The 16,114-nt window shown below is 64.7% G+C and carries 20 protein-coding genes and 5 tRNA genes; 13 read left to right on the top strand and 12 right to left on the bottom strand.

What is annotated here, in order from left to right; all coding sequences use genetic code 11:
- From G584_RS12715 to G584_RS0110665, 5 genes are all read right to left on the bottom strand, one after another.
- The coding region (locus G584_RS12715; RefSeq protein WP_038051123.1) for a GTP-binding protein at nucleotides 1-95 on the bottom strand (95 nt) is incomplete at its 3' end.
- Between the two features lie 67 nt (nucleotides 96-162).
- Nucleotides 163-238 (bottom strand) — tRNA-Thr (locus G584_RS0110680).
- A gap of 3 nt (nucleotides 239-241) precedes the next feature.
- Nucleotides 242-317 (bottom strand) — tRNA-Gly (locus G584_RS0110675).
- A gap of 24 nt (nucleotides 318-341) precedes the next feature.
- Nucleotides 342-427 (bottom strand) — tRNA-Tyr (locus tag G584_RS0110670).
- Between the two features lie 9 nt (nucleotides 428-436).
- A tRNA-Thr gene (locus tag G584_RS0110665) sits at nucleotides 437-512 on the bottom strand.
- Nucleotides 513-582: 70 nt separating this feature from the next.
- Between G584_RS0110665 and G584_RS0110655 the strand changes: the two genes are divergently transcribed.
- Complete coding sequence (locus tag G584_RS0110655) at nucleotides 583-1,878, top strand: MBL fold metallo-hydrolase (RefSeq protein WP_028494605.1); 1,296 nt, start codon at nucleotides 583-585, stop codon at nucleotides 1,876-1,878.
- On the opposite strand, the gene metF is transcribed toward G584_RS0110655, so the two are convergent.
- Nucleotides 1,875-2,756 (bottom strand): methylenetetrahydrofolate reductase [NAD(P)H], encoded by an 882-nt coding sequence (metF, locus tag G584_RS0110650; RefSeq protein ID WP_028494604.1) that lies wholly within the window; start codon nucleotides 2,754-2,756, stop codon nucleotides 1,875-1,877. The genes G584_RS0110655 and metF overlap by 4 nt on opposite strands.
- 53 nt (nucleotides 2,757-2,809) lie before the next feature.
- Here metF and G584_RS0110645 point away from each other — a divergent pair, with 53 nt between their 5' ends.
- The 4 genes from G584_RS0110645 to G584_RS0110630 are packed head-to-tail and all read left to right on the top strand — an operon-like array spanning nucleotide 2,810 to nucleotide 5,336.
- On the top strand, nucleotides 2,810-3,400 hold the full coding sequence (locus tag G584_RS0110645; RefSeq protein WP_028494603.1) for a nicotinamidase: 591 nt from the start codon (nucleotides 2,810-2,812) through the stop codon (nucleotides 3,398-3,400).
- The gene (locus G584_RS0110640; protein WP_028494602.1) at nucleotides 3,393-3,944 is read left to right on the top strand and encodes a DNA-3-methyladenine glycosylase family protein; all 552 of its coding nucleotides are present in this window, start codon (nucleotides 3,393-3,395) and stop codon (nucleotides 3,942-3,944) included. Before G584_RS0110645 ends, G584_RS0110640 begins: the two co-directional genes overlap by 8 nt.
- A complete protein-coding gene (locus G584_RS0110635; RefSeq protein WP_028494601.1) occupies nucleotides 3,926-4,543 on the top strand; it encodes a hypothetical protein in 618 nt (205 codons plus the stop codon). The genes G584_RS0110640 and G584_RS0110635 overlap by 19 nt, the downstream gene beginning before the upstream one ends.
- Nucleotides 4,533-5,336 (top strand): histidinol-phosphatase HisJ family protein, encoded by an 804-nt coding sequence (locus G584_RS0110630; RefSeq protein ID WP_028494600.1) that lies wholly within the window; start codon nucleotides 4,533-4,535, stop codon nucleotides 5,334-5,336. The genes G584_RS0110635 and G584_RS0110630 overlap by 11 nt, the downstream gene beginning before the upstream one ends.
- Here G584_RS0110630 and G584_RS0110625 read toward each other — a convergent pair.
- The 4 genes from G584_RS0110625 to crcB are packed head-to-tail and all read right to left on the bottom strand — an operon-like array spanning nucleotide 5,312 to nucleotide 6,951.
- Nucleotides 5,312-5,581 (bottom strand): hypothetical protein, encoded by a 270-nt coding sequence (locus G584_RS0110625; RefSeq protein WP_028494599.1) that lies wholly within the window; start codon nucleotides 5,579-5,581, stop codon nucleotides 5,312-5,314. The genes G584_RS0110630 and G584_RS0110625 overlap by 25 nt on opposite strands.
- Nucleotides 5,578-6,192, bottom strand: a complete 615-nt coding sequence (locus tag G584_RS0110620; RefSeq protein WP_028494598.1) for a sulfite oxidase-like oxidoreductase — start codon at nucleotides 6,190-6,192, stop codon at nucleotides 5,578-5,580. Before G584_RS0110620 ends, G584_RS0110625 begins: the two co-directional genes overlap by 4 nt.
- A gap of 44 nt (nucleotides 6,193-6,236) precedes the next feature.
- Entirely contained in the window at nucleotides 6,237-6,569 is a 333-nt protein-coding gene (locus tag G584_RS0110615; RefSeq protein ID WP_028494597.1) for a DUF190 domain-containing protein, read from the bottom strand.
- 4 nt (nucleotides 6,570-6,573) lie between these two features.
- The gene (gene crcB, locus G584_RS0110610; protein WP_028494596.1) at nucleotides 6,574-6,951 is read right to left on the bottom strand and encodes a fluoride efflux transporter CrcB; all 378 of its coding nucleotides are present in this window, start codon (nucleotides 6,949-6,951) and stop codon (nucleotides 6,574-6,576) included.
- 20 nt (nucleotides 6,952-6,971) lie between these two features.
- Between crcB and ribH the strand changes: the two genes are divergently transcribed.
- The gene (ribH, locus tag G584_RS0110605) at nucleotides 6,972-7,445 is read left to right on the top strand and encodes a 6,7-dimethyl-8-ribityllumazine synthase (protein WP_028494595.1); all 474 of its coding nucleotides are present in this window, start codon (nucleotides 6,972-6,974) and stop codon (nucleotides 7,443-7,445) included.
- Here the strand turns inward: ribH and G584_RS0110600 are convergent.
- The gene (locus tag G584_RS0110600) at nucleotides 7,432-7,836 is read right to left on the bottom strand and encodes a DUF4395 family protein (RefSeq protein ID WP_028494594.1); all 405 of its coding nucleotides are present in this window, start codon (nucleotides 7,834-7,836) and stop codon (nucleotides 7,432-7,434) included. The genes ribH and G584_RS0110600 overlap by 14 nt on opposite strands.
- Nucleotides 7,837-7,915: 79 nt before the next feature.
- Between G584_RS0110600 and pgeF the strand changes: the two genes are divergently transcribed.
- Genes pgeF through G584_RS0110565 form a run of 7 tightly spaced genes read left to right on the top strand, consistent with a single transcriptional unit; the run spans nucleotide 7,916 to nucleotide 15,997 of the window.
- Nucleotides 7,916-8,641: a peptidoglycan editing factor PgeF gene (gene pgeF / locus G584_RS0110595; RefSeq protein WP_028494593.1), complete on the top strand. Its 726-nt coding sequence runs from the start codon at nucleotides 7,916-7,918 to the stop codon at nucleotides 8,639-8,641.
- A 34-nt stretch (nucleotides 8,642-8,675) separates the two neighbouring features.
- Nucleotides 8,676-9,158, top strand: coding sequence for a YqeG family HAD IIIA-type phosphatase (locus tag G584_RS0110590; protein ID WP_028494592.1), 483 nt, complete (start codon nucleotides 8,676-8,678; stop codon nucleotides 9,156-9,158).
- Nucleotides 9,155-11,824, top strand: coding sequence for a type IV pilus assembly ATPase PilB (gene pilB, locus G584_RS0110585; RefSeq protein ID WP_028494591.1), 2,670 nt, complete (start codon nucleotides 9,155-9,157; stop codon nucleotides 11,822-11,824). The genes G584_RS0110590 and pilB overlap by 4 nt, the downstream gene beginning before the upstream one ends.
- Before the next feature lie 11 nt (nucleotides 11,825-11,835).
- Nucleotides 11,836-12,924 (top strand): type IV pilus twitching motility protein PilT, encoded by a 1,089-nt coding sequence (locus tag G584_RS0110580; RefSeq protein WP_028494590.1) that lies wholly within the window; start codon nucleotides 11,836-11,838, stop codon nucleotides 12,922-12,924.
- A 30-nt stretch (nucleotides 12,925-12,954) separates the two neighbouring features.
- On the top strand, nucleotides 12,955-14,364 hold the full coding sequence (gatB, locus tag G584_RS0110575; RefSeq protein ID WP_028494589.1) for an Asp-tRNA(Asn)/Glu-tRNA(Gln) amidotransferase subunit GatB: 1,410 nt from the start codon (nucleotides 12,955-12,957) through the stop codon (nucleotides 14,362-14,364).
- A 5-nt stretch (nucleotides 14,365-14,369) separates the two neighbouring features.
- A complete protein-coding gene (gene purM, locus G584_RS0110570) occupies nucleotides 14,370-15,371 on the top strand; it encodes a phosphoribosylformylglycinamidine cyclo-ligase (RefSeq protein WP_028494588.1) in 1,002 nt (333 codons plus the stop codon).
- Nucleotides 15,368-15,997 carry a histidine phosphatase family protein gene (locus tag G584_RS0110565; RefSeq protein WP_028494587.1) on the top strand — a complete coding sequence of 210 codons (630 nt, stop codon included), beginning with the start codon at nucleotides 15,368-15,370 and terminating at the stop codon, nucleotides 15,995-15,997. The genes purM and G584_RS0110565 overlap by 4 nt, the downstream gene beginning before the upstream one ends.
- Before the next feature lie 33 nt (nucleotides 15,998-16,030).
- On the opposite strand, the gene G584_RS0110560 is transcribed toward G584_RS0110565, so the two are convergent.
- Nucleotides 16,031-16,106 (bottom strand) — tRNA-Gly (locus tag G584_RS0110560).
- Nucleotides 16,107-16,114: the final 8 nt, after the last annotated feature.

Genomic DNA, 16,114 nt, shown 5'->3' with positions numbered 1-16,114 from the left:
AACGCCGCAGTCAACGTCGTCTTCCCGTGGTCCACGTGCCCAATCGTCCCCACGTTCACGTGAGGCTTCGTACGGATAAACTCGCCCTTGGCCATGGTTCCTCCTTCTTTCTTGCACGCAAAAGCCGCCCTGGGGGCCTTAAGCCCAGGGCAGACAAAAAGATGGAGCTCGCGGCCGGGCTCGAACCGGCGACCTCACCCTTACCAAGGGTGTGCTCTACCTGCTGAGCTACGCGAGCTCGTGGAGCGGGAGACGGGACTCGAACCCGCGACCCTCGGCTTGGGAAGCCGATGCTCTACCAACTGAGCTACTCCCGCATGAGGGTGTGCTGGGCACACCTTTGGTGGGCAGGGCTGGATTCGAACCAGCGAAGGCATGCGCCAACGGTTTTACAGACCGTCCCCTTTGGCCGCTCGGGCACCTGCCCACGCCCGCTTGGAGCCACCCAGGGGAGTTGAACCCCCAACCCCCCGATTACAAGTCGGGTGCTCTGCCTGTTGAGCTAGGGTGGCAGGACGGGGGATAGGACCCTGTCCGAGGGAATAGGCTAGCACACCCACAGGTGAGTGTCAAGATAAAGGCATGCGCATCGTACCTTTTGGCGCCGCTCGGGAGGTCACGGGAAGCTGCCACCTCCTGTTGGCCGAGGGCAGGCGGATCCTCCTGGACTGCGGCATGTTCCAGGGGCACGGGGAAGAGAAGAACCACGCCCCCTTTGGCTTTGACCCCCAGGCGGTGGACGCCGTGGTCCTCACCCACGCCCACCTGGACCACGTGGGCCGTCTGCCCAAGCTTTTCCGGGAGGGGTATAGGGGGCCGGTCTACGCCACCCAGGCCACTTTTTTGCTGATGCAGATCGTCCTCGAGGACGCCCTCAAGGTCATGGAAACCCCCTTTTTCGAGGAGGAGGATGTGGAGGAGGCCCTCCGCCACGTCCGCCTCCTGGAGTACGGGGAATGGCTCAGGCTGGGAGACCTCGCCCTCACCTTCGGCCAGGCGGGACACCTTCCGGGAAGCGCCTTCGTGGTGGTCCAGGGGGAGGGGAAGACCCTGGTCTATAGCGGGGACCTGGGCAACAGGCAAAAGACCGTCCTCCCCGACCCCTCCTCACCCCCCAAGGCGGATCTGATCCTCTGCGAGGGCACCTACGGGGACCGGCCCCACCGGTCCTTTGCCGCCACGGTGCAGGAGTTTTTGGAGATCCTAAAACGAACCCTGGGCCAAGGCGGCAAGGTCTTCATCCCCTCGTTTGCCGTGGAGCGCGCCCAGGAAATCCTTTTCCTCCTCTATGAAAACGGCCACCGCCTGCCCGAGGCCCCCATCTACCTGGACTCCCCCATGGCCGAGCGGGTCCTTGACCTCTATCCCCAGCTGGTGCGCTACTTCAGCGAGGAGGTGCAGGCCTACTTCCTGGCGGGGAAGAATCCCTTCCGCCCCCGGGGGCTTCGGGTGGTGGAAAGCGTGGAGGAATCCAAGGCCTTAAACCGCGAGCCCGGCCCCATGGTGATCATCGCGGGAAGCGGCATGCTCACCGGGGGGCGGATCCTCCACCACCTGAAGCACGGCCTTTCCGATCCTAAGAACACCTTGGTCTTCGTGGGCTACCAGCCTCGAGGGGGCCTGGGAGCCGAGATCATCCAAAGGCCCGAGCGCATCCGCCTTCTGGGGCAGGAGGTACCCCTTAGGGCCAGCGTCCACACCCTGGGCGGCTTCTCGGGGCATGCGGGGCAGGATGAGCTTCTGGACTGGCTGGAAGGGCAGCCCCGGGTAGCCCTGGTGCACGGGGAAGAGGAGAAGCTAGGAGAGCTTCAGCGGCTTCTTGCCCAGCGGGGCCAGGCGGCCCACCTGGCCACCTTCGGGGAGGCCATCGGGGTTTAAGGCTGGGGCTTAAAGCCGAGCCTCTCCAAAACCATGCGGGTGGCCGGGCTTTTGTTGAGGGTGTAAAAGTGCACTCCCTCCACCCCGGCCTCCAAAAGCTCTGCCACCTGGCGGGTGGCGTGCTCCACCCCGATCTCCAGGATGGCCTTAGGATCCCCCTGGTACCTTTCCAGCTTGGAAAGAAGGGGCCCGGGGATGCTGGCCCCGCAGACCTCGGTGAAGCGGCGGAGCTGGGCGTAGTTGGTTACGGGCATGATGCCGGGGAGGATGGGGATCTCTATGCCCATCCTCCTGGCCCTTTCCAGGAAGCCGAAGTAGTGGGCGTTGTTGAAGAAAAGCTGGGTGATGGCGAAGTCCAGCCCCGCCTCCACCTTGGCCTTGAAATGGCGCAGGTCGGCCTCGAGGCTCCTGCTTTCCGGATGCCCCTCGGGGTAGGCGGCCCCGCCCACGGAGAGCTCCTCCCCGTAGCGGGCACGAATATAGGCCACCAGCTCGGAAGCGTAGCGGAACCCCTCGGGATGGGGTCTAAAGACCCGTTCCCCTTGGGGAGGGTCGCCTCTAAGGGCCAGGATGTTCTCCACCCCCGCCTCCACGAAGCGGTCCAGGACCTCCGCCACCTCCTCCCGGCTTTGCCCGGCCACGGTGAGGTGGGCGAGGGCGTTTAGCTTTAGGTCCAGGATCCGCTTCGCCCAGAGGACGCTCCTTTCCCGGGTGCTCCCCATGGCCCCGTAGGTGATGGAGACGAAGGCGGGCCGGAAGGCCTTAAGCTCCTCCATGGTGCGGAAAAGGGCCTCTTCCCCTTCCGGGGTCCTGGGGGGGAAGAACTCAAAGGAGAAGAGGGGCCCCTTGCGCGCCTTTAGGAGGTCCCGTATTTTCATGCGCTAGAGTGTAGCCCCTCCCCTCCCCCGGGTCAAGGTGGCAAAATAAGGGTATGGTAGAAGTTCCGGAAATCCCCAAGGTGGAAAGCCTGGAGCTTCCCGCCAAGGAAACCGCCTTGATCGTGGTGGACATGCAAAACGACTTCGCCCACCCTCAAGGTGCCCTTTTCGTGCCCGATGCCCCTAAAAGCGTTCCGGCCATCCGGCTTCTTCTGGAAAGGGCGCGGCAGGCGGGGGCCAAGGTGGTCTACACCCAGGACTGGCACCGGGAGGACGACCCCGAGTTCCAGATCTGGCCCCGGCATGCGGTGGCGGGCACCTGGGGGGCGGAGATCCTGGAGGACCTCCGCCCTGAGCCGGGGGACCTGATCATCCAGAAGGTGCGCTACGACGCCTTCTACGGCACCCCCCTGGACCACTACCTGCACCTTTGGGGGATAAAGCACGTGGTGGTGACGGGCACCGTGGCCAACATCTGCGTGCTCCACACCGCAGGCTCCGCCGCCCTTCGCTGGTACCGGGTGGTCCTCCCGGAGGACGCCACCAGCGCCCTCACGCCCTTTGACCTTCAGGCCACCTTGCGCCAGATCACCTTCCTCTACCAGGGCAAGGTAACCCGGGCCGAAGGGGTACGCTTTGTTTGAGCATCTGATCCTGGCGGAGTTCTACCGCCGCTTCGGCCCTGCCCCCTTCCTACCCCATGTGGCACCCCGGGAAGAACCCTTCAAGGTGCTGGCCGAAAGCATCGTGGCCCAGCAGCTTTCGGGCAAAGCAGCAGCCGCCATCAGCGCCCGGCTCTGGTCCAAGGTAGAGCCCCATCCTGAAGCCCTCCTCCAAGTACCCCTCGCCCTCCTCCGCCAGGCGGGGCTTTCCCACGCCAAGGCCCAGGCCCTTCGGGACCTGGCCGCTAGGAGCCTGGAAGGGCTTCTGGACGGGTTGGACTCCCTGGAGGACGAAGCGGTCAAGGAAAGGCTTCTGCCGGTACAAGGCATAGGCCCCTGGACGGTGGATATGTTCCTCATGTTCGGCCTGAGGCGGCCCGATGTCTGGCCTGTGGGAGACCTGGGTCTACGCCGGGCAGCCCAGGCGCTCTTCGGTGTGGAAGCCCTGGCGCTTCCTGCTTTCGGCGAGGCCTTCCGGCCCTACCGCAGCCACCTGGCTTGGTACCTATGGCGAGCCCTGGACTAACCCCCTTGGCCCAAGCGGAAGGCCAGGGAGAGGTTCTCCTCCTGAGGCAGGCCCAGGACCTGGGTTTCCCCGTGGGGAAAACCTGGGTAGTGGGGCTTTGGGAGGAGTTCGCCCGCCTCAACAACCTTGCCGAGCGCATCGGTAGGCTTTTTCAGGGAGTCTTTGGCGTGCGCGTGGATGAGGAAAGGTTGCTGCTGGCGGCGGAGGAGGCAAAGCGGGCGGTGCGGGAAAGCTACCTTCTCCCTGAGCGGGCTGAAGCCTTCCTGGAAACCCTCGAGGGCAAGGGACCCTTCCTCGTCCGCCGGGCAGGGGAAGGAACCTACCGCCTGGCCCGGAACCCACAGGAGGCCCTTTTCGCTGTGAAGCGGCTTTGGGCCGAAGCCTTCCGGGTAGAAGCCATCCTGGAACGCTACCCCGCCCTTTTTCCCTCAGCCCTGACCGTTCTGGTGCAGGAGGTGACCACCCTCCCTCCGCTTGAAGGAGGGCTCCTGGAGGATCCCTTCCTCTCCCTGGATCTGTCCCAGGCCCTGGGGCAAAGGGTGGTCGCCTACACCTGGGAAGGAACCCTTCTTCGGATAGAATCGGTACATGGTGGATAGCCACGTCCATACCCCCCTTTGCGGCCATGCTCAGGGGGCTCCGGGGGAGTACCTGTTTTACGCCCGGAAGGCAGGGCTGAAGGGCCTGGTTTTCACCGACCACAGCCCCATGCCTTCCTGGTACGATCCCATGAGCCGCATGCGCCTCGAGGCCTTACCCTTTTACCTCCTGGCCCTGGAGAAAATCCGGGAGGATCACCCAGACCTCTACGTGGGGATCGGTCTGGAAGCCGACTTCCACGAGGGCACGGAGGAGTTCGTGCGGACCCTGCTTAAAGGCTACCCCTTCGACTACGTGATCGGCAGCGTCCACTACCTGGGGGCCTGGCCCCTGGACCATCCCGACCACCAGGAGGAGTACACCTGGCGAGATCTGAAGGGGGTCTTCCAGGCCTACTTCCAGGAGGTGGAAAAAGCGGCAAGAAGTGGCCTCTTTCACGCTATCGGGCACCTGGACCTGCCCAAGAAGTTCGGCCACCGCCTTCCGGAGGAAGCTCTCGTGGAGTTGGCCGAACCCGCCCTTAGAGCCATAGCGGAGGAGGGGCTTCTCCTGGATGTGAACACCGCCGGGCTCCGGAACCCGGCCCAGGAGATCTACCCAGCCCCCGCCCTCCTACGGCGGGCCCGAGAGCTCGGGATCGGGGTGGTGCTGGGCTCCGACGCCCACCAGCCCCCCCAGGTGGGGTACGCCTTCAAAGAGGCGGTGGATCTTCTCCTCAACCTCGGATACCAAGAGGCCCATTACTTCCAGGGAGGCAGGGCCCAAGCCTACCCTCTGTCCAGGGCCTCGTAAACCCGGTTCCTCAGCGCGCCCAGGTCCAGGTCATCCCGCCGCCCCGAGGCCCTCTCGTAGGCCCGCACCGCCGCCACCAGCCGGGAAAAGGCCTCGGCACAGGGATCGGGAGCGGGGGCCTCGTACTCCATAAAGGTGACCCGCTCGTAGTCCTCGGCGTACTCCTCCTCCTCCGCCTTCACGCACTCCCAGTAACGGCGCAAGGCCTCCTCCACATCCATGCGGGCTTGCTCCAGAGCCGTCATCCTTCCCTCCCTCCTTTTCGGCTTTGGAACCTCAGGCTGGCGGCGGGGATGGGACCCTCCTGAAAGCGCTCCTCCCGCCAGGGGTCGCCCCGGAAGTGGTAGCCCAGTTTTTCCCAAAACCCCAGCTCCAAGTGGTCCAGAAGCTCAATGCCCCGCACCCACTTGGCGCTTTTCCAGGCGTAGAGGTGGGGCACCACCAGGCGCACCGGCCCACCCCGCTCCAAAGGCAGGGGCTTGTCGAAAAGGGTATGGGCGAGGAGGACATCCTCCCGCAGGAGGTCCTCCAGGAAGAGGTTGGTGGTGTAGCCTCCGTAGCTGTGAACCAAGGCGGCCACCGCCTGGGGCTTGGGCTTGGCCTTCAGCAAAAGGTCCCTCACCCGCACCCCCCGCCAGGCCACATCCAGGCGGCTCCAGCGGGTGACGCAGTGGAAGTCCCGCACCACCTCCACCTGGGGCAGGCGGAGGAGCTCCGGGTAGGTGAGGGTGAAAGGCTCCTCCACCAGGCCGAAGAGGGAAAACCGCCACTCCTCGGGGGAAACCCTGGGCTCCTCCCCATAGGTGAGGATAGGGAACCGCTCCGTGACCACCTGGCCCGGGGGAATCCTCTCCATACCTTCAGGCTAGACCAGCCCCCAGGAAAAGAAAGCGCCCTGGATCACCGGCTTCGGTAGCGGATGACCTCCACCTTCTCCAGGGTCACCAGCCCCTCCTTCACCATCCCCTCCAACACGGGCAGAAAGGCCCGGATCTTCTCGTCGGTGTCCACGATCTCGATCATGACGGGCAGGTCCTCGGAGAGCTGGAGCACCTTGGCGGTGTGGATGCGGGAGTGGGCACCGAAGCCCATGAAGCCCTTGAACACCGTGGCCCCGGCCAGGCCCTGGCGCTTGGCCTCGAGGACGATGGCTTCATAGAGGGGCCTCCCCCCATGCCGGTCCGACTCCCCCACAAAGACGCGCAGGAGCTTGGCCTCCCCTTCCAGCTTCATACCCCTAGGCTACCAGGGCCCCGCCCAGGCGGTAGCCCAGGAGCACCAGGAAAAGGCCCAGGAAGACGCTGAAAAAGACGTATAAAAAGGCCCTCCACGCCTCGCCATCCTGGATGAGGGCCAGGGTCTCGTAGCTAAAGGTGGAGAAGGTGGTGAACCCCCCCAACACCCCTACCGCCAGGAAGAGGCGCCCCTCCCCGGAAAGGGCCCCCTCCAGGGACAGGCGGATCACCACGCCGATGAGGAAACTGCCCAAAGCGTTGATCAAGAGGGTGCTATAGGGGAAGCTGGGCCCGGTAAGGGCCTGCACCCAGGCCCCAAGCCCATAGCGCAAGGCGGAGCCCAAGGCCCCGCCCAAGGCCACCAGGAGATACCGCTCCACCCCCAAAGTATATTGGGACCATGAAGCCCAAGACCCTCTCCCCCATCCTTACCGCCAAAGGGGTACGCCTGGCCATCGCCGTGGGCCGCTTCAACGAACGGGTGACCAAGCTCCTCCTGGAAGGGGCCCTCGAGGCCTACGCCCGCCTGGGCGGAGACCCCGCCGAGGTTCTGGTGGCCTGGGTGCCGGGTTCCTTTGAGCTACCCCTGGTGGCCAAGCGCCTGGCCCTGCGCCCCGACGTGGATGCGGTGGTGGCTTTAGGCGCTGTGGTGCGGGGGGAAACCCCCCATTTCGAGTACGTGGCCGCCCAGGCTGCTTCTGGCCTCATGCAGGCCATGCTTCAGACGGAAAAACCCATCATCTTCGGCGTCCTTACCACCAACACCCCGGAGGAAGCCCAGGAAAGGGCCGGGGGCAAAGCAGGGAACAAGGGAGCTGAGGCGGTCTTCACCGCCATCGAGATGGTGCGCCTTCTGGAGGCTATTTCCCGGTGAAAAGGGCCCGGGCGTAACGCAGGTGCAGGTAGAGGAAGCAACCCAGGCAGAAGCCGAAGGCCAGGTTGACGAAGGCCAAAAGGGCCACCACCAGGGCCAAGGCGTACCCCACCCCCTTGAGCCCGAGAAGGAGGAAGAGGGAGGAAAGCCCCAAAAACACCGCCCCCAAGGTGCGGGCGAAGCGGTGGGGCCTGGGATCCTCCTCCACCGGCTTGGCCGGGATGCCCAAGACCCGCTTCAAGGCCACCATCAGATCCCAAGGGGTATGCTGGCTTACCATGAGGAGGAAAAGGAGATAGACCAGAAGGGGCAGGTCCAAAAGCGCCGCCAGGGGGAGAAGAAGGGTGAGGAGAACCTGGTTGAAGCGGAGCTGGTTCCGGTCCGTCTTCATGGGGTTATAGTATACACCTGAGCCTGTGAAGAATAGGGGTAAGGGCACGCTTTGCGGAACCCCAGGGCACAATAGAGCCATGGTTCCCCTCCTCACCACCCCCCTGCCCGTGCCCCATGGCTTCACCACCCGCCTGGGCGGGGTTTCCCAAGGGCCCTTTCAAAGCTTGAACCTTTCCGCGGCCACCGGGGACGACCCCGAACGGGTGGCCGAGAACCAAAGGCGGGTCCTCTCCCGATTCGGCCATCCCCCCGTGGCCGGGCTCAAGCAGGTGCACGGCACGGAGATCCACCTGGTGGAAGGCCCCGGGGTTTGGGAGGGGGATGGCCTCCTCACCCGCACCCCTGGCCTCCTCCTCAGGGTGGGGGTGGCGGATTGCTACCCCCTTCTGCTCTACCACCCCAAAGGGGCGGTGGCGGCCCTCCACGCGGGCTGGCGGGGAGTGGTGGGGGGGATCCTCCCCCGGGCCTTGGAGCGGTTGGAAAACCTGGGCCTGGATCCCAAGGAGGTCCACCTGGCCATCGGCCCCGGCATCGGAGGCCGGTGCTACCAGGTGGGAGAAGAGGTGGCGGAGCGGTTTGCCCAAGCGGGCCTCCATACCTTTACCCCGGACCCCAAAGCCCCGGGCAAGTACCTTCTGGATCTGGAAAGGGCCCTCCTTCTCCAAGCCGAAAGGGCTGGGCTTTCCCGGGAAAGGATCTACCGGGTAGGCCTTTGCACCCACTGCGAACCCACCCTCTTCTCCCACCGCCGCGACCAGGGAAAGACGGGACGGATGTGGGGACTCGTCATGCTCCCCCGTTAAGGGCCTGTTCACCCTGCCGTGCCACAATAAGGCTATGCTCTTCCCCCGGGCGGTCCTGCCCTCCCTCCTCCACCTAACCCCGAAGTGGCTCGAGGAACGGGGCCTAAAGGGGGTTATCCTGGATCTGGACAACACCCTCCTGCCCTATGGGGAGGAGGAACCCTTGCCCGAGCACCAAGCCTGGCTGGAGGCCCTAAAGGCCGAGGTTCCCGTCTACCTCCTCTCCAACGCCCTCCCCGACCGCTTCGCCCGGATCCAGGGAAGGCTCGGCCTCCCTGGCCACGCCCCAGCCCTCAAACCCTGGCTCGGGTTTCAAAGGGCCCTGAAGGCCCTAGGCCTTCCTCCCAAGGAGGTGGCGGTGGTGGGGGACCAGATCTTCACCGACGTCCTTGGGGGCAACCTGGTGGGAGCCTACACCGTTTTGGTACCCCCCTTGCGGGAAAGGGAATTCTTTTACACCCGTTTCATACGGATGCTGGAGACTCCATTCAGAAGGCCACGGGGAGGATTGGGATGAGCGTGCTCACCATCGGGGACAAACGGCTAGGTGCCATCCTATTGGATGCCGGCCTCCTCACCGACGAGGAGCTGCAGATGGCCCTGGAGAAGCACCGGGAGGTGGGGGGTTCCTTGGCCGAGGTCATCGTGGACTCGGGGCTGCTTTCGGAAAGGCGGATCGCCCAGGCCATCGAGGACCACTTCGGCATCCCCCTGGTGGAGCTCCACACTTTGGAGATCCCCCCCAAGGTGAAGGCCCTCCTGCCGGCGGAGAAGGCCAAGGAACTCCAGGCCATCCCCTTCGCCCTGGACGAGGAGGCAGGGGTGGTGCGGGTGGCCTTCGTAAACCCCCTGGACACCTTGGCCCTCGAGGAGGTGGAGGACCTCACCGGGATGGTGGTGGAACCCTACCAGGCCACCAAGAGCGCCTTCCTCTACGCCTTGGCCAAGCACTACCCCGAGCTCAACCTGCCCCTACCCCCTCCCCCCAGCGGCCCCAGCCGGGAGGAGCTGAGGGTGGGCGAGCTTCTGGTGGAAAAGGGCCTCCTGGACCGGAACACCCTGGAGGAAGCCCTGGTGGAGCAGGAAAAGACCGGGGATCTCCTGGGCCGCATCCTGGTGCGAAAGGGGCTACCCGAGGAAGTCCTCTACCGGGTTTTGGCCGAGCAGAAGGGAATGGAATTTCTCCCCTCCACCCAGGGCCTATCCCCCGATCCGGCCGCCACCAACCTTCTCCTGCGCTCGGATGCCCTGCGCTATAGCGCCGTGCCCGTGGGCTTCAACAACGGGGAGGTGGAGGTGGTCCTCGCCGATCCCCGTCACAAGGAGGCAGTGGCGGAGCTCCTTGGGCGCCCCGCCCGCTTCTTCCTCACCCTTCCCAAGGAGTGGGAAGCCCTTTTCCACCAGGCCTATCCGGAAAAAAGCCGCCTGGGGGAGGTCCTGGTCCAGGAGGGGCGCCTGAGCCGGGAGGATTTAAGAGAGGCCCTCGAGGTGCAAAGGCGTCTGCCCAAGGCCAAGCCCCTGGGGGAGATCCTGGTGGAGCTGGGCTTGGCCCGGCCCGAGGACGTGGAGGAAGCCCTGAAGAAGCAACGCCAGGGTGGAGGCCGCCTCGAGGACACCCTGGTGGCCTCGGGCAAGCTCAGGCCCGAAGCCCTGGCCCAGGCGGTGGCCACCCAGCTGGGCTACGCCTACATCAACCCCGAGGAGAACCCTCCGGATCCCGGGGCCGCCCTCCTCCTCCCCGAGGACCTGGCCCGGCGGTACGGGATCTTCCCCCACCGCCTGGAGGGCAAGACCCTGGTCCTCCTCATGAAGGATCCCAGGAACATCCTGGCCCTGGACGACGTGCGCTTGGCCCTTAAGCGCAAGGGCCTGGCCTACGAGGTTCAGCCCGCCGTGGCCACGGAGGCCGCCATCACCAAGCTCATCGAACGCTTCTACGGCAAGGAGGAACTCGGCGAGATCGCCAAGGAGCTGTCCAAGGGCTACCAGGAGGAGGAGGAAGCCGTCACCCCTGAGCTGGACGAAAGCGCCGCCCAGAAGTTTGTCAAACAGGTAATCCGGGAGGCCTTCCTGCAGGATGCCTCCGACATCCACATAGAACCCCGCCAGTCCGACGTCCTGGTGCGCCTTCGCATCGACGGGGTCTTGCGCCAGTACACCACCCTGCCCAAGGGGGCCCTAAACTCCATCATCAGCGTGGTCAAGATCATGGGCGGCCTCAACATCGCCGAAAGGCGCCTGCCCCAGGACGGGCGGGTGCGCTACCGGGAAGGTTCCATCGACGTGGACCTCCGCCTCTCCACCCTGCCCACGGTCTACGGGGAAAAGGCGGTGATGCGCCTTCTGAAAAAGGCCGCCGACATCCCCGAGATCGAGGGCCTGGGCTTCGCCCCTGGGGTCTTTGAGCGCTTCCAGGAGGTGATCTCCAAGCCCTACGGCATCTTCCTCATCACCGGGCCCACCGGAAGCGGCAAAAGCTTCACCACCTTCTCCATCCTCAAGCGCATCGCCACCCCCGACAAGAACACCCAGACCATCGAGGACCCCGTGGAGTACGAGATCCCCGGCATCAACCAGACCCAGGTGAACCCCCAAGCTGGCCTCACCTTTGCCCGGGCCCTCAGGGCCTTCCTAAGGCAGGACCCGGACATCATCATGGTGGGGGAGATCCGGGACTCGGAAACCGCCAAGATCGCCACCGAGGCCGCTCTCACCGGCCACCTGGTCATCGCCACCCTGCACACCAACGACGCCGCCCAGGCCATCACCCGCCTGGACGAGATGGGGGTGGAGCTTTTCAACATCTCCGCCGCCCTCATCGGGGTTCTCTCCCAGCGTCTGGTGCGGAAGATCTGCGACCACTGCAAGGTAGAGGTGAAGCCCGACCCCGAGGTCCTGCGGCGCTTAGGCCTTTCCGAAGAGGAGATCCAAGGGGCCAAGCTCTACAAGGGGATGGGATGCGAGCGCTGCGGGGGAACGGGCTATAAGGGGCGCTACGCCATCCACGAGCTTTTGGTGGTGGACGACGAGATCCGCCACGCCATCGTGGCCGGCAAGTCGGCCACGGAGATCAAGGAGATCGCCAGGAAAAAGGGCATGAAAACCCTGCGGGAGGACGGCATCTACAAGGCCCTCCAGGGAATCACCACCCTCGAGGAGGTCCTGGCGCGTACCATTGAATAAAGGGGTTAGTTATGGCGAAAACACCGGACATCGTCGATCTTCTGACCCTGGCTGTAGAGCGAGGGGCCAGCGATTTGGTGATCACCGTGGGCCTTCCCCCCATGATCAAGGTGGACGGAGAGTTCCACCCCACGGAGTACGAGCCCCTTTCTCCCCAGGATACCCGCCGGCTCATGTACGCCCTCATGGACGAAAAGCAGCAGCGGATCTTTGAAGAGGAAAAGGAGCTGGACTTCTCCTTCAGCCTCCCCGGAAAAGGGCGGTACCGGGTAAACGTTTTCCTCCAACGGGGAAGCGTGGGGGGGGTCCTAAGGGTGGTGCCCGCCACCATCAAGAGCTTTGAGGAACTCGGCTTGCCCAAGACCATCGCCGAGATCGCCATGGCTCCCAGGGGCCTGGTCCTGGTCACGGGGCCCACTGGGTCGGGGAAGAGCACCACCTTAGCCTCCATGATCGACTACATCAACGAACGCAAGCCCGTGCACATCGTGACCATTGAGGACCCCATAGAGTTCTTCCACAAGCACAAAAAGGCCATCGTCAACCAGCGGGAGATCGGCTCCGATACCCACAGCTTCCACAAGGCGCTTAGAAGCGTTCTCCGCCAGGCCCCGGATGTGATCCTGGTGGGGGAGATGCGGGACTACGAGACCATCGCCGCCGCCATCACCGCCGCGGAAACCGGGCATTTGGTCATGGGCACCCTGCACACCAACTCTGCCCCCGAGACCATCGACCGCATCATCGACGTCTTCCCGGAAAACCAGCAGGAGCAAGTGCGGGTGCAGCTTTCCAACAACCTGGTGGCGGTGCTCACCCAGCAGCTTCTGCCCAAGGCCTTCGGGGGCGGAAGGGTCTTGGCCTACGAGCTCATGATCGCCACCCCTGCGGTAAGGGCCTTGATCCGGGAGGGCAAAAGCCACCAGCTCCGGAGCGTCATCCAGACCGGGGGCCAGTACGGGATGATCACCATGGATGCCTGCCTGGCGGATCTCTACAAGCGCAAGCTGATCACCTACGAGATGGGCTTGAGCCGGGCGGTGGACCCCAAGGAGTTCATGCGCCTGGCCGGGGTGCAGGAGGGGAGCAAGCGCCCTTAAGTACCCAGGGGGCTTGGTAAACTTTAGGCCATGTACGAGGCGGCCATCGGCCTCGAGGTCCACCTGCACTTAAAGACCCGGACCAAGGCCTTCTGCGGGTGCCAGGCCGATTATTTCGGTGCCCCCCCCAACACCCACACCTGCCCCGTGTGCCTGGGGTTACCCGGGGCCCTGCCCGTGCCCAATAAGAAGGCGGTGGAGTTCGGGCTCAGGCTCGCCCTGGCCCTGGGAAGCCGGATTCCGGAGAAGCTGGTCTTCCATCGCAAGAACTACTTCTATCCCGATCTGCCCAAGAACTACCAGATCAGCCAGTATGACCTCCCCCTGGGCCAGGGAGGTAGCCTGCCCTTAGGGGAAAGAACCGTGCGCATTAAGCGCCTCCACCTGGAGGAGGATGCCGGGAAAAGCCTCCATCTGGAAGACCGCACCCTTCTGGACCTGAACCGGGCGGGAAGCCCCTTGATCGAGCTTGTCACCGAACCCGACCTCAAAAGCCCCGAGGAGGCCCGGCTTTTCCTGCAGCGCATCCAAGCCCTGGTCCAGACCCTAGGCATCTCCGAGGCCAGCCCCGAGGAAGGGAAAATGAGGGCCGACGTGAACGTTTCCCTGCGCCGCGCGGGGGAACCTTTGGGCACCAAGGTGGAGATCAAAAACCTGAACTCCTTTAAGAGCGTGCAACGGGCCCTGGAGTACGAGATCCGCCGCCAAACCGAGATCCTGAGGCGGGGGGAGAGGGTCAAACAGGCCACCATGGGCTTTGAGGAGGGAAGCGGCAAGACCTATCCCCTGCGCACCAAGGAGGAGGAGGCGGACTACCGCTACTTCCCCGAGCCCGACATCCCCCCGGTGCCCATCTCCCGGGAGTGGCTCGAGGCCATCCGGCAAGACCTCCCCGAACTCCCCTGGGAAAAGGAAGGGCGCTACCGGGCCTTGGGAATCAAGGCCCAGGACGCCGAGGTCCTGGCCTACACCCCTTCCCTGGCCCGCTTCCTGGACCAAGCCCTAAGCCTGGGCCAAGCCTCTCCCCAGGCCCTGGCCAACTGGCTTTTGGCGGACGTGGCCGGGCTCTTGAACGAACGAGGGCTTACCTTGGAGCAAACCCGCCTTACCCCAGAAGGCCTCGCCCGCCTGGTGGCCCTCTTTGAGCGGGGGGAGATCACCAGCCGGGTGGCCAAGGAGCTTCTGCCCGAGGTGCTGGAGGGCAAGGATCCCGAGGCCCTGGTGCGGGAGCGGGGCCTAAGGGTGGTGGCGGACGAGGGAGCCTTGAGGGCTGTGGTGACCGAGGTGATCGCCGCCATGCCCGAGGCAGCAGAAAGCGTGCGCCAGGGCAAGCTCAAAGCCCTGGACGCCCTTTTGGGCCAGGTAATGCGGAGGACCAAGGGCCAGGCCAAGCCCGACTTGGTGCGAAGGCTTCTCCTCGAGGCCCTTGGGATAGGATAAGGCCGATGCGTTACGAGGAAGCCGGGGTGCACATCGAGGCCAAGGCGGAAGCCCTGAAAAGGGCCAAGGAGGCCATTGTCGCCACCTATACCTCCAAGGTGTTACGGGGGCTTGGAGCCTTTGGGGGGCTTTTCGACGCCGGGGGGCTAAAGGAAATGAAGGAGCCTGTCCTGGTGGCCACCACGGATGGGGTGGGCACCAAGACCCTCCTGGCCCTCCAGGTGGGCAATGTGTCCGGGCTGGGCTTTGACCTGGTAAACCACTCCGTGAACGACCTCCTGGCCCAGGGAGCCCTGCCCCTCTTCTTCATGGACTACCTGGCGGCAAGCCGCCTGGAGGAGGAGGTGCTCTCCGCGCTCCTCACCTCCCTAGCCGAGGCCTGTAAGGCCCTGGGCATTCCCCTTCTGGGCGGGGAGACCGCCGAGATGCCCGGGGTCTACCGGGAAGGGGCCTGGGATGTGGCGGGCACCCTGGTGGGCGTGGTGGAGAAGGAGGAAATCCTGGGCCCGGAAAGGGTCCAGGAAGGGGATCTCCTCCTGGCCCTTCCCTCCTCCGGCCCCCACACCAACGGCTACTCCCTGATCCGGAAGGTGGTGGAAGGGCTGGACCTCGAGGCGCCCATACCCGAGCTTGGGGAAAGCCTAAAAGAAGCCCTCCTCCGCCCCCACCGGGCTTACCTCAAGGAGTTCCTAACGCTCAAGGAAGCTGGGGTGAGGATCCACGCCATCGCCCACATCACCGGGGGCGGCCTCCCGGAAAACCTGCCCCGGGCTCTTCCCCAGGGCCTGGGAGCGGAGATCCAAAAGGGAAGCTGGCCCATCCCCCCTATCTTCCCCTACCTGCAACGCCTGGGAAACATACCGGAGGAGGAGATGTACCGGGTCTTCAACATGGGCCTTGGGCTTATCCTGGTTCTGCCGGAAAAAGAGGCCCAAAGAGCTCAAGAACTAGTGGAAAGCTTCCCAGTGGGACGGGTGGTGGCAGGCTCCGGAGTTCGGCTGGTATGAAAGAGCTCTGGCTCATCCGCCACGGGGAAACCGAGTGGAACGTCAAGAAGCGCTTCCAGGGCCACCTGGATGTACCCCTCTCCCCTGCGGGGATCGGCCAGGCCTTTCGCCTGGCCCAGCGCCTTTCCCGAAGCCAGCTTCCCTTTCACGGGCTCTACGCCTCCGACCTCCGCCGGGCCCGGGAAACCGCCGAGCCCCTGGCGGCGGTGCTGGGCCTTCCCTTGGAAACCACCCCCCTTTTGCGGGAAATCGACGTGGGCGCCTTGGCCGGCCTGAGCCGGGAGGAAGCGGAGGTCCGTTACCCCGAGTTCATCCGGGCTGCCCAAAGGGATCCCTGGCATACCCCCCGCCCTGGTGGGGAAAGCATGGCGGACCTGGCCCGGCGCCTGGAAGCTTTCCTCGAAACCCTCCCACCCGGCCGGCATCTCCTGGTGACCCATGGAGGCGTGATCCGCGCCGCCTTGAAAATGGCCCTGGACCTCGAGGGCGACGCCTGGCGGCGCTTCCACATCCCCAACACCTCCATCACCCGGATCCTCCTGCCCGAGCGGGAGGTCCTCGCCGTTTCCGATAGCGCCCACCTGGAAACCTGGGCCGACTGGCTCTCCGACGAGAGCGTCAAATAAAAACCCCCAGAACCTAGCGTCCGGGGGCTTACGTGGAGCGGGAGACGGGACTTGAACCCGCGACCCCGACCTTGGCAAGGTCGTGCTCTACCGACTGAGCTACTCCCGCATGGAAAA

The sequence above is a fragment of the Thermus antranikianii DSM 12462 genome (assembly GCF_000423905.1).
Taxonomy (GTDB): domain Bacteria; phylum Deinococcota; class Deinococci; order Deinococcales; family Thermaceae; genus Thermus; species Thermus antranikianii.
The sequence above is the reverse complement of the archived record's forward strand: the minus strand, read 5'-3'. Positions and strand labels throughout refer to the sequence as shown.

Excerpts from the sequence above, each read along its gene's own strand:
- G584_RS0110655 (WP_028494605.1), top strand. The coding sequence starts at position 583 with ATGCGCATCGTACCTTTTGGCGCCGCTCGGGAGGTCACGGGAAGCTGC.
- pgeF (WP_028494593.1), top strand. The coding sequence starts at position 7,916 with ATGGTTCCCCTCCTCACCACCCCCCTGCCCGTGCCCCATGGCTTCACC.
- pilB (WP_028494591.1), top strand. The coding sequence starts at position 9,155 with ATGAGCGTGCTCACCATCGGGGACAAACGGCTAGGTGCCATCCTATTG.
- G584_RS0110590 (WP_028494592.1), top strand. The coding sequence starts at position 8,676 with ATGCTCTTCCCCCGGGCGGTCCTGCCCTCCCTCCTCCACCTAACCCCG.
- G584_RS0110580 (WP_028494590.1), top strand. The coding sequence starts at position 11,836 with ATGGCGAAAACACCGGACATCGTCGATCTTCTGACCCTGGCTGTAGAG.
- G584_RS0110630 (WP_028494600.1), top strand. The coding sequence starts at position 4,533 with ATGGTGGATAGCCACGTCCATACCCCCCTTTGCGGCCATGCTCAGGGG.
- gatB (WP_028494589.1), top strand. The coding sequence starts at position 12,955 with ATGTACGAGGCGGCCATCGGCCTCGAGGTCCACCTGCACTTAAAGACC.
- metF (WP_028494604.1), bottom strand. The coding sequence starts at position 2,756 with ATGAAAATACGGGACCTCCTAAAGGCGCGCAAGGGGCCCCTCTTCTCC.
- G584_RS0110600 (WP_028494594.1), bottom strand. The coding sequence starts at position 7,836 with ATGAAGACGGACCGGAACCAGCTCCGCTTCAACCAGGTTCTCCTCACC.
- purM (WP_028494588.1), top strand. The coding sequence starts at position 14,370 with ATGCGTTACGAGGAAGCCGGGGTGCACATCGAGGCCAAGGCGGAAGCC.
- G584_RS0110645 (WP_028494603.1), top strand. The coding sequence starts at position 2,810 with ATGGTAGAAGTTCCGGAAATCCCCAAGGTGGAAAGCCTGGAGCTTCCC.
- G584_RS0110625 (WP_028494599.1), bottom strand. The coding sequence starts at position 5,581 with ATGACGGCTCTGGAGCAAGCCCGCATGGATGTGGAGGAGGCCTTGCGC.
- G584_RS0110615 (WP_028494597.1), bottom strand. The coding sequence starts at position 6,569 with ATGAAGCTGGAAGGGGAGGCCAAGCTCCTGCGCGTCTTTGTGGGGGAG.
- G584_RS0110565 (WP_028494587.1), top strand. The coding sequence starts at position 15,368 with ATGAAAGAGCTCTGGCTCATCCGCCACGGGGAAACCGAGTGGAACGTC.
- ribH (WP_028494595.1), top strand. The coding sequence starts at position 6,972 with ATGAAGCCCAAGACCCTCTCCCCCATCCTTACCGCCAAAGGGGTACGC.
- G584_RS0110635 (WP_028494601.1), top strand. The coding sequence starts at position 3,926 with ATGGCGAGCCCTGGACTAACCCCCTTGGCCCAAGCGGAAGGCCAGGGA.
- G584_RS0110620 (WP_028494598.1), bottom strand. The coding sequence starts at position 6,192 with ATGGAGAGGATTCCCCCGGGCCAGGTGGTCACGGAGCGGTTCCCTATC.